The 12,950-nt window shown below is 36.9% G+C and carries 15 protein-coding genes and 1 pseudogene; 3 read left to right on the top strand and 13 right to left on the bottom strand.

The window, feature by feature from the left end; translation table 11 throughout:
• Positions 1 to 124: 124 nt before the first annotated feature.
• The gene (locus tag ACH6EI_RS08360; RefSeq protein ID WP_099331135.1) at positions 125 to 1,204 is read left to right on the top strand and encodes a PrsW family intramembrane metalloprotease; all 1,080 of its coding nucleotides are present in this window, start codon (positions 125 to 127) and stop codon (positions 1,202 to 1,204) included.
• Between the two features lie 468 nt (positions 1,205 to 1,672).
• Here the strand turns inward: ACH6EI_RS08360 and ACH6EI_RS08355 are convergent, their stop codons facing one another.
• The 7 genes and pseudogenes from ACH6EI_RS08355 to ACH6EI_RS08325 form a co-directional block, all read right to left on the bottom strand.
• The gene (locus ACH6EI_RS08355) at positions 1,673 to 1,813 is read right to left on the bottom strand and encodes a hypothetical protein (RefSeq protein ID WP_014459290.1); all 141 of its coding nucleotides are present in this window, start codon (positions 1,811 to 1,813) and stop codon (positions 1,673 to 1,675) included.
• A 262-nt stretch (positions 1,814 to 2,075) separates the two neighbouring features.
• A pseudogene (locus ACH6EI_RS08350) lies at positions 2,076 to 2,342 on the bottom strand (manganese catalase family protein); the annotation flags it as partial.
• A gap of 43 nt (positions 2,343 to 2,385) precedes the next feature.
• A complete protein-coding gene (locus ACH6EI_RS08345) occupies positions 2,386 to 3,342 on the bottom strand; it encodes a siderophore ABC transporter substrate-binding protein (RefSeq protein WP_028414464.1) in 957 nt (318 codons plus the stop codon).
• 23 nt (positions 3,343 to 3,365) lie between these two features.
• Complete coding sequence (locus tag ACH6EI_RS08340; protein WP_028414465.1) at positions 3,366 to 4,124, bottom strand: iron ABC transporter ATP-binding protein; 759 nt, start codon at positions 4,122 to 4,124, stop codon at positions 3,366 to 3,368.
• Positions 4,118 to 5,065, bottom strand: a complete 948-nt coding sequence (locus ACH6EI_RS08335; protein ID WP_034267834.1) for an iron chelate uptake ABC transporter family permease subunit — start codon at positions 5,063 to 5,065, stop codon at positions 4,118 to 4,120. The genes ACH6EI_RS08340 and ACH6EI_RS08335 overlap by 7 nt, the downstream gene beginning before the upstream one ends.
• Complete coding sequence (locus ACH6EI_RS08330) at positions 5,058 to 6,008, bottom strand: ABC transporter permease (RefSeq protein ID WP_028414467.1); 951 nt, start codon at positions 6,006 to 6,008, stop codon at positions 5,058 to 5,060. The genes ACH6EI_RS08335 and ACH6EI_RS08330 overlap by 8 nt, the downstream gene beginning before the upstream one ends.
• Before the next feature lie 563 nt (positions 6,009 to 6,571).
• Complete coding sequence (locus tag ACH6EI_RS08325) at positions 6,572 to 7,378, bottom strand: cell wall hydrolase (RefSeq protein WP_099331136.1); 807 nt, start codon at positions 7,376 to 7,378, stop codon at positions 6,572 to 6,574.
• A gap of 362 nt (positions 7,379 to 7,740) precedes the next feature.
• On the opposite strand from ACH6EI_RS08325, the gene ACH6EI_RS08320 reads away from it, so the two are divergent.
• The gene (locus ACH6EI_RS08320) at positions 7,741 to 7,995 is read left to right on the top strand and encodes a hypothetical protein (RefSeq protein WP_013057893.1); all 255 of its coding nucleotides are present in this window, start codon (positions 7,741 to 7,743) and stop codon (positions 7,993 to 7,995) included.
• Between the two features lie 81 nt (positions 7,996 to 8,076).
• On the opposite strand, the gene ACH6EI_RS08315 is transcribed toward ACH6EI_RS08320, so the two are convergent.
• The 6 genes from ACH6EI_RS08315 to ACH6EI_RS08290 form a co-directional block, all read right to left on the bottom strand.
• A complete protein-coding gene (locus ACH6EI_RS08315; RefSeq protein ID WP_013057894.1) occupies positions 8,077 to 8,241 on the bottom strand; it encodes a hypothetical protein in 165 nt (54 codons plus the stop codon).
• A gap of 490 nt (positions 8,242 to 8,731) precedes the next feature.
• A complete protein-coding gene (locus ACH6EI_RS08310) occupies positions 8,732 to 8,917 on the bottom strand; it encodes a hypothetical protein (RefSeq protein WP_014459286.1) in 186 nt (61 codons plus the stop codon).
• 556 nt (positions 8,918 to 9,473) lie between these two features.
• A complete protein-coding gene (locus ACH6EI_RS08305) occupies positions 9,474 to 10,037 on the bottom strand; it encodes an NAD(P)H-dependent oxidoreductase (RefSeq protein WP_098112347.1) in 564 nt (187 codons plus the stop codon).
• Positions 10,038 to 10,272: 235 nt separating this feature from the next.
• Positions 10,273 to 10,833 carry a signal peptidase I gene (gene lepB / locus ACH6EI_RS08300; protein WP_098112348.1) on the bottom strand — a complete coding sequence of 187 codons (561 nt, stop codon included), beginning with the start codon at positions 10,831 to 10,833 and terminating at the stop codon, positions 10,273 to 10,275.
• Between the two features lie 86 nt (positions 10,834 to 10,919).
• On the bottom strand, positions 10,920 to 11,279 hold the full coding sequence (locus ACH6EI_RS08295; RefSeq protein WP_028414471.1) for a nuclear transport factor 2 family protein: 360 nt from the start codon (positions 11,277 to 11,279) through the stop codon (positions 10,920 to 10,922).
• 107 nt (positions 11,280 to 11,386) lie between these two features.
• Positions 11,387 to 11,932 (bottom strand): CBO0543 family protein, encoded by a 546-nt coding sequence (locus ACH6EI_RS08290; RefSeq protein ID WP_028414472.1) that lies wholly within the window; start codon positions 11,930 to 11,932, stop codon positions 11,387 to 11,389.
• 282 nt (positions 11,933 to 12,214) lie between these two features.
• Here ACH6EI_RS08290 and ACH6EI_RS08285 point away from each other — a divergent pair, with 282 nt between their 5' ends.
• Positions 12,215 to 12,871 (top strand): DUF975 family protein, encoded by a 657-nt coding sequence (locus tag ACH6EI_RS08285; protein WP_028414473.1) that lies wholly within the window; start codon positions 12,215 to 12,217, stop codon positions 12,869 to 12,871.
• Positions 12,872 to 12,950 lie beyond the last annotated feature (79 nt).

The raw sequence follows: 12,950 nt of genomic DNA, 5'->3' as shown, positions 1-12,950 counted from the left end.
TCTGTACCATTCCATTATTTAAGCAAATTACCTGCCAAACCCTCTTATGCTTTTTTCATCAACTCACATAATATATGTAGAAGATATCGTAAGACAAGCGTCAAAAGAAAGAGGAGGAAGATAAATGAAATGCCCCCATTGCGCTTATTCTAATCCGGAAGGGGTAAAATTCTGCTTAAATTGCGGCCATGAAATCGTGGACCACGATGAAAACTACAGCATATTCTACTTGTTTGCCCATCGTGTTGATAAAATTCCAAGAAATGAACGTTCGGTTGAACCTAAATTTCGAAATATATTCTCTCGAGTCTTCCGACAGCACAGTGAAATGGAAGCTGAACGGCTTTTTATTGTAGGAACAGGGCTTACGACTCCTAAAATAGAAGAAGTTGTAAATACATGGCCAAAGCCTTGGCTTTTTGCAAGGGTCTTTCTTATTGCGCTTGTCGCATACTTAGGACTATATCTAGGCGTAAGCTTGTTCGAAAACATCAACTTTATACCCGGTCTTATTGTAGTCGGTGCTTTTGCAGTGCCATTTACTACGCTCATTTTCTTTTGGGAAATGAACGCTCCGCAGAATATTGCTATTTACAAAATTGTTTATGTCGTTTTTATTGGCGGAATCCTCTCACTTTTATTAGCACTTGTGTTTTATGATATTCTTGGAAATAACACAAACGTGATCGTGATTGGAATATGTGAGGAACTGGCTAAAGTTATCGCTGTTATTTATTTTGTACGCAATCTTAAATATAGATATATCCTTAACGGACTTCTCTTAGGAGCTGCAATAGGAGCTGGTTTTGCTGCTTTTGAAACCGCTGGCTATGCTCTACGGGCACTTCTTTCCGGCAGCTTTCACATGCTTTATTCCACATTACTCTGGCGCAGTATTTTCGCTCCTGGGGGGCATGTGGCTTGGGCTGCCTTGACAGGAGCTGCCATATGCATCGTACAAGAAGATAAGAAATTTCAGTGGAACATGCTGGTAAAACTGAAATTTCTCGGTGTATTTTTGCTTGTCGTTTTTATGCACGCTCTTTGGGACTCACCTATACTAGGTGTTGTCCCAGCAGGACATACGATTTTGACGGTTGTCTTATGGATTTTAGTATTCAGTATGATCCGTATTGGTCTAAAAGAAATCGCGGATAAAAAGTTGGAGTTGACCTACTCTAAAGAAAATCCTACACCCTCTTAGGAGATGTTCAGCTTGCGTTAAGCTGCTCGTTTTAACTTTTTATTACCTTTATGTTTCATTTTGAAAATTGGTGTTACAAATTGTAAAAAACAGCATTCAAATTACCTGTACATGATATGATAACCTCAATAACATGAAAGGGTGACTTGGTGAATGAACCTCACTGAAATTAAGCATATGATAACAAATTTAGTAAATTATAAAGATAGTGACATTACTCATACTCTTGCTAATAGGTTTACACTGAGTTATTCAGAACAATTAAACAGTTTTCAAATCTGCGACATTGAGAACGATATCATTTATCGTTATGAAGAACTGGAAACAGCTGCGTTAGCTTTGTTTAATATGATCCATAATCTTCCTAAGACCATTAATAGACATATTAATTCGTTTGAGCAAGTTTAAAACAGACAAAAAAGTTCATTTATTAACTGACATGAGCTTTTTTGTCTGTGTCTATCTATTTTAGTTATTTATAACCTTTTTCAAAAGCAGAATATCCTTTTGAATGGCCCGTCTAATTTCTTCAACTTTACAACGTTTATATTCTTGTACTAAGCGATAGAGCTCTCTTTTAAATAAAAATTCATCTTGTTGACTACTCATAGCAGCATGCCCCTTATTAGCTTTCTATTACAAGCGATTAAAGAAAGTATTCCCTTTTCTTCTTGTAAAAAACAATTAAATTAACAAATAGATGTAGAACAAACATTTCATCCGGAGCTTATGCAAACGACGAGGTGTTCTTACCTTTAGAGGAATGACATCATTTAGCTGAGAAAATATAAAAAAACATTGACTACTAGCTCTCAGTCAATGTTTTTTTATTTACTTTAGCTCTAATTCATTAAAGCTAATTGGCATACTTTTATGCATTCATGTCTCCTGAACCTGGAGCGTGCTCATTTGGCATTTCAGATAAGTGAGGAACGGGAAAAGCTTCCGGTGGAGGCGTTACGCTCAAGTCTCCGCCATTTCTGCTTGGCGTCTGCCCTTGGAATATTTCTTCCATTCTGTGCAGATCTAACCTAAAATCAAATTGCGTGTTATGATAGCCCATCTCGACAAATTTTCTTCATTCAGGGTATTTATTAATATCATAATTTGGTACAGGGAAAAGCTTGCCCCAGTCCATGCACAAAAAAAGGAGCTGGTTAAAACCAGCTCCTTTTTCTCTATTATTTCTCTATCCCTGCTTTGATTTCTTTAATCATGCCTGCCATTGACTCAAGGCCTCCTCCAGATAAATACCAAAGACCTGGATCAAGATACACAACGTGATTGTTTTTCACTGCATTGACTTCTTTTACATACTCATTTTCAACAATTTGTTTAGCAGATGATTTTTCACCAATTGCTGCGCCGCGGTCAACCACGAATAAGTAGTCCGGGTTTTGCTTAACTAAATATTCATATGCAATGCTTTGACCGTGCTTAGCCGATGGATCTAGGCTGTCGTCTGCTGCTTTGATACCAAATACATCATGAATTAATCCGTATTTAGACCCTGGACCAAATGCTGTCATTTTGCTGTCATTTGCCATCATTACAAGCGCTTTTTTATCTAGTTTGTCCGCTTGTTTTTTCAAATCTGCAATTTGCTTATCAATTGCTGCTAGATCTTTTTTCGCTTGATCTTCTTTATCAAAAATTTGTCCTAGTACTTTTGTGTTTTCTTTAAATGACTTCATATAGTGCTGGTTGTCCGTATCGATATAGATCGTCGGCGCAATTTTTGAAAATTCATCAAATGAATCTGCTTGGCGGCCTTGAATAATAATTAAGTCTGGCTTTAGTTCTGCAATCTTTTCGAAATCAGGTTCTTTTAAGCCACCTACATTCGCATACTTATCATCTTGATACTTTGATAAATACTCAGGAATCGCTTGTTTTGGCAAGCCCGCTACTTCAACGCCTAGTTTATCTAGCGTATCAAGTGCACCCATGCTGAATACTACAACTTTTTTAGGATTTTTCTCAATTTTAATTCCGTCTTTATTGAACTGATCGGTTACCGTTACCGTTTCTTTTTGCTTACTTTCTCCACCTGTTGTTTCTTTTGCTCCTTGATTACCGCAAGCGGCCACAACAATCGCCGTTAAGACTGCTACAAACATTACTAACACTTTTTTCACTTTTGTCACCTCATGAATAAATTTTATGAAAAATAAACGCAAATACGCTGTCCGCCAACCGTTTCGATTGGAATATCCATATCGTATATATCCTTTAATACAGATGTTTGAATGATGGTTTCTGTTGGGCCTTCACGGATCACTTCACCGTTTTTAAGCGCCACGATGTAATCCGAATAGACAGACGCAAAATTAATATCGTGAATGACAATCACAATGGTTTTGCCTAAGTCTTCTACGAGACGTTTCAACAGCTTCATAATTTCAACAGAATGCTTCATATCTAAGTTATTGAGCGGTTCATCTAAGAAGATATACTCCGTGTCCTGTGCGATGACCATAGCGATAAAAGCTCGCTGACACTGTCCTCCGCTCAGTTCATCTAAGTATTTATCTTGAATACTTTCAAGCTTCATATAACTCAGCGCCTGATCAACCGCTTGTTCATCGCTTTTTGTTAACCGGCCTTTTGAATAAGGAAACCGGCCAAAATTTACGAGTTCACGTACGCTAAGTCTGATATTCAGCTGATTGGACTGTTTTAAAATGCTCATTTTTTTGGCTAAATCCGAGCTGTCAATATTCTCTATATTTTTTCCTTCTATTGATATTGATCCTGAGTCGGCTTTAATAAGACGGCTCATAATGGAAAGCAGCGTACTTTTCCCCGCTCCGTTTGGGCCGATAAATGATGTGATTTTCCCTTTTGGAATCACCACAGATGTTTTTTCTAAAACGGTTTTTTCTCCGTATTTTTTACTGACATTTGTTACTTCTACCATGATCTATTCTCCTTTAGCAGCAAATAAATAAAGTAAATTCCGCCGGCAAAGTCAATGATGACGCTCAGCGTGGTGCTGAAGGTGAACACTTTTTCAACAATAAATTCTCCTCCGACGAGGGCTATAACACTAAGCAGCAGTGATCCCATCATTAGATAGGTGTGCTTGTAAGTTTTGAACAGTTCTCTCGCAAGGTTCACAACAAGCAGTCCAAGAAAGGTAATCGGCCCAACTAAAGCTGTGGCCACTGAGACAAAAATGGCGATCACAATCAGCATTTTTTTGACAAGCCTGTCATAATCAATACCTAAATTTACCGCATGTTCTCTTCCTAACGACAGAACATCAAAAATGGAGGTAAAACGCCATACGTAAATGCCAAGCAGGATAAAAATAACCGCTGCTATGTATAGCAAATCAGTATTGACATTGTTAAAGCTTGCAAATGATTTATCTTGTACAATTTGAAATTCATTCGGATCAATCAGCATTTCCATAAATGAAGACATGCTTTTAAATAACGTGCCGAACACAATTCCAACCAGTAAAATAAAGAAAATATTCTTACCGGCTTTTTTGAACATCAGTATGTAAAGCAAGACCGAAAAGATAATCATCAGCGAAACGCAAAGAAGAAAGTTAAGATTTTTGTTCATGATGACAATATTCGTCGAGCCAAAGATGTACACAATAAACGTTTGCAGAAATAAATACAGTGAATCCAGTCCTAGAATACTAGGAGTTAGAATTCGATTATTGGTAATCGTTTGAAAGATAACGGATGAAAACGCAATTGCTCCTCCGGTTAAAACAATCGCAGCGACTTTTTCAATTCTTCGCGGCAGCGTGTACTGCCAGTAGCCTAAATCATAGCTGATAAACAGCGCAGCCGACAAAATAGCCAGCGCGGCCAGAATAATAATTTTATATTTGTTATGCATAACGACCTCTCCTTATCAGCATAAAAAGAAAGATCGCACTTCCTATTACACCGACCATTAACCCAATAGAAACTTCATAAGGGAAAATAATGACTCTGCCTAAAATATCGCACGCAAGTACGAATACAGCTCCAAGCACCGCTGTATGAGGCAGGCTTTTTCGCAAATGATCTCCACGGTAAATCGATACGATATTGGGGATGATTAATCCTAAAAAAGGCAGCATGCCAACGGTCAAAATCGTAATCGACGTAATAAGCGAAACAATGACTAATCCAATGTTTACGATTTGTTTGTATTTCACGCCTAAATTGATTGAAAAGCTTTCTCCCATACCAGCAACCGTGAACTTATCTGCGTAAAGATAAGCAATTATTAAGAGCGGTATACTCAGGTATAAAAGTTCATATCGCCCTTTGACTACTAGCGAAAAGTCGCCTTGCAGCCATGAAGAAAGGTTTTGAATCAAATCGTATTTGTAAGCGATGAAGGTAGCTAGGGAACTTACGATACTGCCGAGCATTAAACCAACTAGTGGAATATAAATCGTATCGTTAAATTTAATTCTGTCTAGTATTCTCATAAACAATAGATTGCCCGCAAGTGAGAAAATGAAAGCAATGCTCATTTTTAATAGAGGACTTGCTGAAGCAAATACTAGTAGAGAAATCAACACACCAAGTCTTGCCCAGTCCATCGTTCCTGCAGTTGTTGGAGAGACAAACTTATTTCGCGTAATTTGCTGCATAATTAACCCGCAAATACTAAGGCTCATTCCCGCCATAATAATACTCAAAAGCCTAGGAAAACGACTAAAAAACAGCGTTTGGCTTTCTTCTTTTGTTAAATGAAACAGATCCATCGCTGACAGGTCTTGTACTCCTACAAAAAGAGACGAAACCGCTAGTACAGCAAACACAAGAATTAACTGATAAAACTTCAACTTTCCTTGCTCCTTTCTTTCATCTAGAAGTCTAGTTATCTCCTCCTCTATATCATATGTAAATGATTATCATTATCAATTGACTACCCCTATAATACCATTATTCTCTAAATAATCAATGGTTTTCTTAAAATTAAAGCAAAAAAATGCCTTAACAGATGGATCTGTTAAGGCATTTTAAGGTTCAATTAAACTTAAAAAGAGCTATTTCTCTCTTCATACATAAGAGATTAAAACATACCTAACTCGCCCTCATTTAAAGACGAATAATAGGAATAAATGATCTGGACTGCTTGTTTCACCGCTGTTGATTTCCGTGCAAGGCTTCGCGCTCCGTGAGGTCTCATCCCTTACGCTTTTTTCGCAGGAGTCTTCGCCTCTAACCACCAGCTAGAAATAACTACATACATGAAATCTACGTTCACCATAACAACAAAAAATCCGAACCATTAATAATTATTAATGGTTCGGATTTAACTTTAAGCAAAATACTTTTGTCGCAGCCTCTTTGTATCGCAATTACATATATATGAAATATATGTTTATATTTGAAAGAAATCTACTTATTTTGCAAATACATGGTTTCCGATAACTGCCGTTACTTGCTGCGTTGCAACCCATTGACTTTCAGCGATTTTCGGATTATAGAAAAACAGCGCAGCGTTTTCATGCGGGTTTGATAATGCTTCACTTACCGCTCGTTTTGATTCTTCTGATGCAGGCTGATTAATTGCTCCGTTTGCTACTGGTGAAAATTGATAGACGCCGTTTCCTAGCTGCTGATAAATAACGTCGTGAATGTTATTTGGGAATTCCGGTGAAGCTACACGGTTTAATACCACAATTGCTACCGCTACTTTTCCTTGGTACGGCTCACCTTTTGCTTCTGCCTCTACTAATCTAGCTAGTAAATCTTGATCTTGTGCAGAAACCGATGTAGACGGAGCAGTTTGTGCCGGCGCCGGTGCTTCTCCTTGAAGTTTTAATGTTTGTCCGATGGTAATGATATCACTTTGTAAACCGTTAACAGCTTTTAACTGATCCACAGTCATGCCGTTTTGTGTTGCAATATGATATAACGTTTCGCCTTGTGCTACTGTATGTACAGATGTTGCCGGACTAGCGGCAGGTTGTGCTTGTCCCTGGTCAGGAATCGTTAATGTTTCTCCAACGTAAATCATGTCGTTTTGGCGGTTATTAGCACCTTTCAGCTCATCTACCGTAACCCCATTTTGTTGGCCAAGCCCCCACAAGGTATCTCCTTTTACGACTTTGTGCGAAGCTGCTGCTGATGCTGTTCCTTGACTTGCTAGAAATGCTACAGACGCTGCAGAAGCAACTGCCCATTTTTTTACACGTTTTTTACTCACAAAAACTACCTCCTAAAATTTGAACCTGTTATTACCTTAGCACATAGATTCGCCTTTTCATTAAAAAAAACAGTAACATTTGTTCTAATTGGATTAAGTTTCTTACAGTGCCATTCATTATGTTACAACTTTTACATGCCCCTTAAAGAATATGTAGAAATATGACGATTTCATTGCGAAACGAGCTTTTTATCTGTTTACTTACATTCCTCTTTCTGTAAAAAACTTGATTTAATTATGATTAATCGCAGAGATAAAAAGGAAAACAGCAGTCAAATAGAGAAATAGTGTAACTATTGAGGAATGATTCAGCGCTTCTTTGTCAATTTACGTTTGTTTATTAATAAAGGAGGTCTATTTGGATGTGTGCAAATAAAATGTATGTGACGTATAATACGGAAAAACCGGCTATTACAATTCAAGGAGCTTTTTATCATACGGGAGGAACGCAGGAAGAGTTTTTGCGGGAATTCAAGTACTGGCTTGAATCTCACGGCTGGTCATTTATGGGCGTAACAAATGAAACAACGATGACAACGGCGAACAAAGAGTTAAAAGAAACGATGGAACAGCATAAAATAGAAGGCAAAAAAGTTCAAAGACTAGAAGATTTATAACGATTGCTTCTATGACCCTTCACACATGTCCAAACGCCAATACGTAAAAAAGCCTTTAGATGAGCTAAAGGCTTTTTTACATTAACGAGAAAGTGCGACCACCTTCTGATTTTCTACTCTCTCTTCAACAGGCTTTCTCATTTCTTTTTCCGTCCATACGCCAATGCGTTTTTGTCTTTTCCCAAGAGGCTGTTTTTCACATGCATAGCAAATTTCTGAAATATCATCAAAATGAGCTAACGACATCTTTATCCCTCCTTTTCTAAATATACACAGGCAAGTTAGTATGCTTTTTCCCTTATTTTCCAACGCTAAACTGCTTCATGTTGGATTTAAACAATTTATAAACAAATGGAATAAATAACTTCTACTTCATTATCATTTAGATTGTTTTATTTACATATAGGGGGGTAAACAAAAACTATCCCACCTCACACCCTGAAGTTTGAAACTGTCACGTAAGAAAGCTGCTTTATATAAAGCAGCTTTTTTATGTTTTTACTTTTCCTAGCTCCATACCTGATAAAATTTATATAACATCTAAAAAAGCATTCTCACAATTAAAATTGCTGCTTGATGTGCAGATCCTGTAAGTGCTCAGCAAGCTTATTTTCAAAAGATTCCAGTTAAACAAAAAACACCTGTAGCATTTAAAAAAAGATAAATACTACAGGTGTTTGTGCATGAGTTATAATAACAGGCAGCGCTAACTCACATCTCTTTTACAAACATCGCGCTATGTTTTTGATACATCCCCGGTATTTGTTATAAAGCAAGTATGACAAATATCTTCAATGCCTGTACAACTGGTGATGATGTCTTTCTTTCCTTCTTTTTTAATAGAAGAAAGTTCTAGATTTACGAGCCGATCCGTCACAGGGCAATAGGCAACCCAACGTTTATTTTCTAGTCGTTCATCCATCCCATACCTTCACCTTCTTAGACTTTAAAGTAAAGATACGTGTAAGTACTGCTTCATAATTCATTTCATATCGGAGAACTATTTACTATACCCTTTCCTTAAACATCCAAAACATGATTTTCAAGGAAATCATTTATATAAAAATTTTAAGAGCAGCAGTTCATTTTTTGTATCGGTGAATAGTACGCATGGATTCGTTAAAATCTTTTATGAGACGATAAGGCTTGCTCACTAACCTTATAGGAACTCCAATTAAAAATTTATTTATATCTTTTTTATATTTTTTTGATACTCGGTTAGGTTTCGTAGAGACACGCTTATAAACCTCTTTATAAAACTCTTTATAAACATCAACTTGAAATACCATTGTGCGATTGCATTCATGACATTCTACGCGCACAATTTTGCCGTTAATATAGGGAAGTTCCTCTTTACAACCGTTGCCATATAAATCGGCTTTGAATCCTCAGCTCCAATAATTAAGAGATACGATTTTTGCATCATAATGAATAAAAAAAACCGACTGTTTAGTCGGTTTTTTTGTAGAGATTGATTTTTAATGTCCCTCACCTATTCCAAATACTTCTGCTACGTGATTTTCTAATTTATGCTTGTAGTGATCAATGTTTGGATGTTTAACTACATCGTGAATAGAGTATGTTGGAAGTGGACTCATACCGACGTACTGATTCATTTTATGCAAATGCATAATGGCTTCGTCTAAACTTTTTCCTTCATAGAAAGCTTCGTCATTGTTAAAAATCGCTTCCGGCGCATTCCATGTAAGAGAAAACATGTATTGTTTCCCCGTTAATAAGCCGCCTCGCCCGTATTGATTGGAACCTTTAAAGAAAATGTTATCCATATACACGCGATCAATATATTGCTTAAACTTTCCGGGAATGCTGAACCAGTAAATAGGCGTCTGCATAATCACAACATCAGCCCATAGCCACTTTTCAATTTCTTCTTCTACTTCGTAGCCTTTATCAACCACCGTTGTTTTAATGTCAAATTGATCAGCGAGTAAATGCTGCATTTCATTAAAAATCGTCTGATTTAACTCTCCTTTTGACTTTTTATAATACTCGTGTCCGTTAATGATTAATACGTTTTTCATGCTGACCTGCTCCTTTCCAAAATCCTTGCTTCTTTATCTTCATATATCTGTATACCCATAAAAATCACTTACCTATCAGTACCTACTCTTACTTTGAAGTAACATAAGGTCTAATTTACTAATTCTTTAGAAGATGTTTAACTTGCATAAAGCAAGTCGTTTTTTTAAAAATCAGTTCTTTTCACCCAACAAAAAAAGACTGACGAATTAAATTTCGTCAGTCTTTCTGTCTTTTTTATTTCGGTTCGCCTACTTCATTTAACGGATAGTAGCGAAACTGCACTTTTCCGATCACTGATTTTTGTGAAATAAAGCCAAATGCTCGTCCATCATGGCTTACAGGACGGTTGTCACCCATGACAAATAGTGAATTTTTCGGTACCTTCACTTTGCCATCAGTTGCAGGCAGCGTTTGAAGCGTAAAATCTTCCGTGAATTTTTCATTAGGTGCAAGAGATTTTTTAGAGTCTTTTAAATACGGCTCTTTATAAGCTTTGCCGTTGATATACAGAACGTCGTTTTTCATTTCTACCGTATCTCCTGGCAGTCCAATTACACGTTTAATATAGTTTTCATCTGCATCCGGTGCATGAAATACAATCATATCAAAGCGATCAACATCACTGATTTTATTTAAAATAACGCGGTTTGAATCTTCAAACGTTGGATACATCGATTCACCGTGAACCGTAGTTGGCGCAAATAAAAAATGGCGAACTCCCACTACAATAACCAATGCAATAACAATGGACTTAATCCATGAAAACACTTCTTTTTTTACGTTATTTTTGCTCATTTCAAAACATCCCTTACGTCAAAATATACTTTCATCATAGCATCAAATAGAGGGAAAGTATAATAATAACCGAATAATCTTATTTATTACTCACCGTTTGTCACTGTGCCTTGATGGAAAAACAAGCGCCACTTTTCTTCTCTTTTTCGCCAAATAGAACTGCGAAGCGTCTTTTTTTCTGCCGTATGGTTCATAAGATGATAGGTAGTTAATACGCAGTCAGGAGACAATACGTCTACATGAAAATGAGAGATCTCAAATACATCTGGCGAAAGTACATGATTGTTATTGTAATCTTTTCGTTTCCATACCCTGCCCGAGCTGCCAAACTCCACGTAACCATCTGCAAGAATGTTTGAAAGCTCTTTAGCAGAGGTTCGTATCTCTGATTTTAAGTGGCTGCATTCCAACTCATAAAATGTCCGGGTGATATTCGCTTTTTCCACTTTCACGGTCTCCTCTCATTCTTTCTTACATTTATTATAAAGGAATACTGCCGTTTTCCTTTAAACAAATAATACTCCTATCTCAAATAGACAGGAGTATTATTTGTTTAGCTAACCCTATAACCTCTCTTCTTACCTGCCATCCAATCGCTAATTATTTTCACGACAATTCCCATGATGAATACTGTAAGAAATGAATAAAACATCGACCAGTTCAGCAATTTGTACAAATACAGCGCTTTGAATATTGGAATGCCTATAAAAGCAATAACGGCAGACGTAATAATATGTGCGATAAAGAAAAATTTCCATTTGCTGAAAAATTGGTAGACGAGTGCAATACTTACCGGAATAATAGCAAAGTCAACCGTATTGAAGCGATCTGTAAACGGCAGCATCTGGTGAGGATAGCACCACAGGTTAAAAAATTTCCCGAATTCATCTACTAAACCGACTATGTCAAAGCTGATAAAAAAAACGAGAAGCATAAAAAAGAGGCGCTGTCTATCAATAAAAAAGTAAAAAAGCAGCAGAAAAAGAGCGTTTATCACTACTATGAGCCACCATTGAAAACTAAAAAGATCTTGATGAACCCAATAAGAAAATTCCTTTTTGTTTAAGACTTGTTGCATCATTTTAATCATTTCAAACATAGAAATCCCTCCTATCTTAGAAAGTCTTTCCATGAGGGTTTCACTTCATACTAAAATAAAACATCGCACACAGTGCTTTTGCACCTCCTCCTTCTTCAAAAGCAGATTGTAGCTACTTAGAGATTTCTATCTGTCTAGTAAAAATTTTTGTAAGAGCGCTCTTTTCATCTCAGAACCTATTGACTATTATTTTCATTTCATACAAAATTAACAATTGTGCATGGTTTACATGTTAATACGAGCAAAAAAGATACTGTTTTGCAACATTAAAGGAGGAACAACATGAACATCGGTACGATTAAAAGAGAAGCTAAAGCTTCTTTAAAGAATCGCTGGGGACTTGCGATTCTACTGACAGTGGTGACGTACGGAGTATATACGCTTCTGCCTATTCCATTTGAAATTGTGGCAAGCGGCGGCTATGACAATTGGATGAAAGATGAATCTGATTCCGCTTCATGGATTTCAACTGCCTTTGCTATTGTCTTCTCGCCTCTTCTGATGGCGAACTACTGGGCATTTTTAGGTCTAGCACGAGGTGAATCTGTTCGATTGGGGCACTTGTTTAAAACATTCCAAGACTTTGGCCTTTATGTAAAGTCATTAGGAATTTATGTACTTATGACTCTTTATGTGATGCTGTGGTCACTGCTTTTACTGATTCCTGGAATTATTAAAGCACTGGCATATTCACAAACGTACTATATTTGTAAAGACAATCCTACTTACTCGATGAATCAAGCGATTACAGAAAGCCGTAGGTTGATGAATGGTTATAAAGGACAGTACTTCCTGCTGCTGCTAAGCTTTCTTGGCTGGTTTTTATTAAGTATTATTACAGTAGGAATCGGCTTTTTATGGTCTATTCCATACCTTTCTGCTTCACTTGCTCGTTTTTATGAAAATTTGTTAAACGAACGTTCATCGCATGCTGAATAATAAAAAAATCCTCTTCATCGTGAAGAGGATTTTTTTATAAGAACACGGTTTGCATAAGTGAAGCTCTTATGTCATAAAG

It is taken from the genome of Priestia sp. JSM ZJ58 (assembly GCF_044383985.1).
Taxonomy (GTDB): domain Bacteria; phylum Bacillota; class Bacilli; order Bacillales; family Bacillaceae_H; genus Priestia; species Priestia zanthoxyli.
Note: the sequence above shows the minus strand (reverse complement) of the source record. Positions and strands in the feature narration are given on the sequence as shown.

What these genes read in the sequence shown, in the direction of transcription:
- lepB (WP_098112348.1), bottom strand. Translation starts at nt 10,833, where the DNA reads ATGAGCAAAAATAACGTAAAAAAAGAAGTGTTTTCATGGATTAAGTCC.
- ACH6EI_RS08360 (WP_099331135.1), top strand. Translation starts at nt 125, where the DNA reads ATGAAATGCCCCCATTGCGCTTATTCTAATCCGGAAGGGGTAAAATTC.
- ACH6EI_RS08320 (WP_013057893.1), top strand. Translation starts at nt 7,741, where the DNA reads ATGTGTGCAAATAAAATGTATGTGACGTATAATACGGAAAAACCGGCT.
- ACH6EI_RS08285 (WP_028414473.1), top strand. Translation starts at nt 12,215, where the DNA reads ATGAACATCGGTACGATTAAAAGAGAAGCTAAAGCTTCTTTAAAGAAT.
- ACH6EI_RS08355 (WP_014459290.1), bottom strand. Translation starts at nt 1,813, where the DNA reads ATGAGTAGTCAACAAGATGAATTTTTATTTAAAAGAGAGCTCTATCGC.
- ACH6EI_RS08315 (WP_013057894.1), bottom strand. Translation starts at nt 8,241, where the DNA reads ATGTCGTTAGCTCATTTTGATGATATTTCAGAAATTTGCTATGCATGT.
- ACH6EI_RS08340 (WP_028414465.1), bottom strand. Translation starts at nt 4,124, where the DNA reads ATGGTAGAAGTAACAAATGTCAGTAAAAAATACGGAGAAAAAACCGTT.
- ACH6EI_RS08290 (WP_028414472.1), bottom strand. Translation starts at nt 11,932, where the DNA reads ATGTTTGAAATGATTAAAATGATGCAACAAGTCTTAAACAAAAAGGAA.
- ACH6EI_RS08335 (WP_034267834.1), bottom strand. Translation starts at nt 5,065, where the DNA reads ATGCATAACAAATATAAAATTATTATTCTGGCCGCGCTGGCTATTTTG.
- ACH6EI_RS08310 (WP_014459286.1), bottom strand. Translation starts at nt 8,917, where the DNA reads ATGGATGAACGACTAGAAAATAAACGTTGGGTTGCCTATTGCCCTGTG.
- ACH6EI_RS08305 (WP_098112347.1), bottom strand. Translation starts at nt 10,037, where the DNA reads ATGAAAAACGTATTAATCATTAACGGACACGAGTATTATAAAAAGTCA.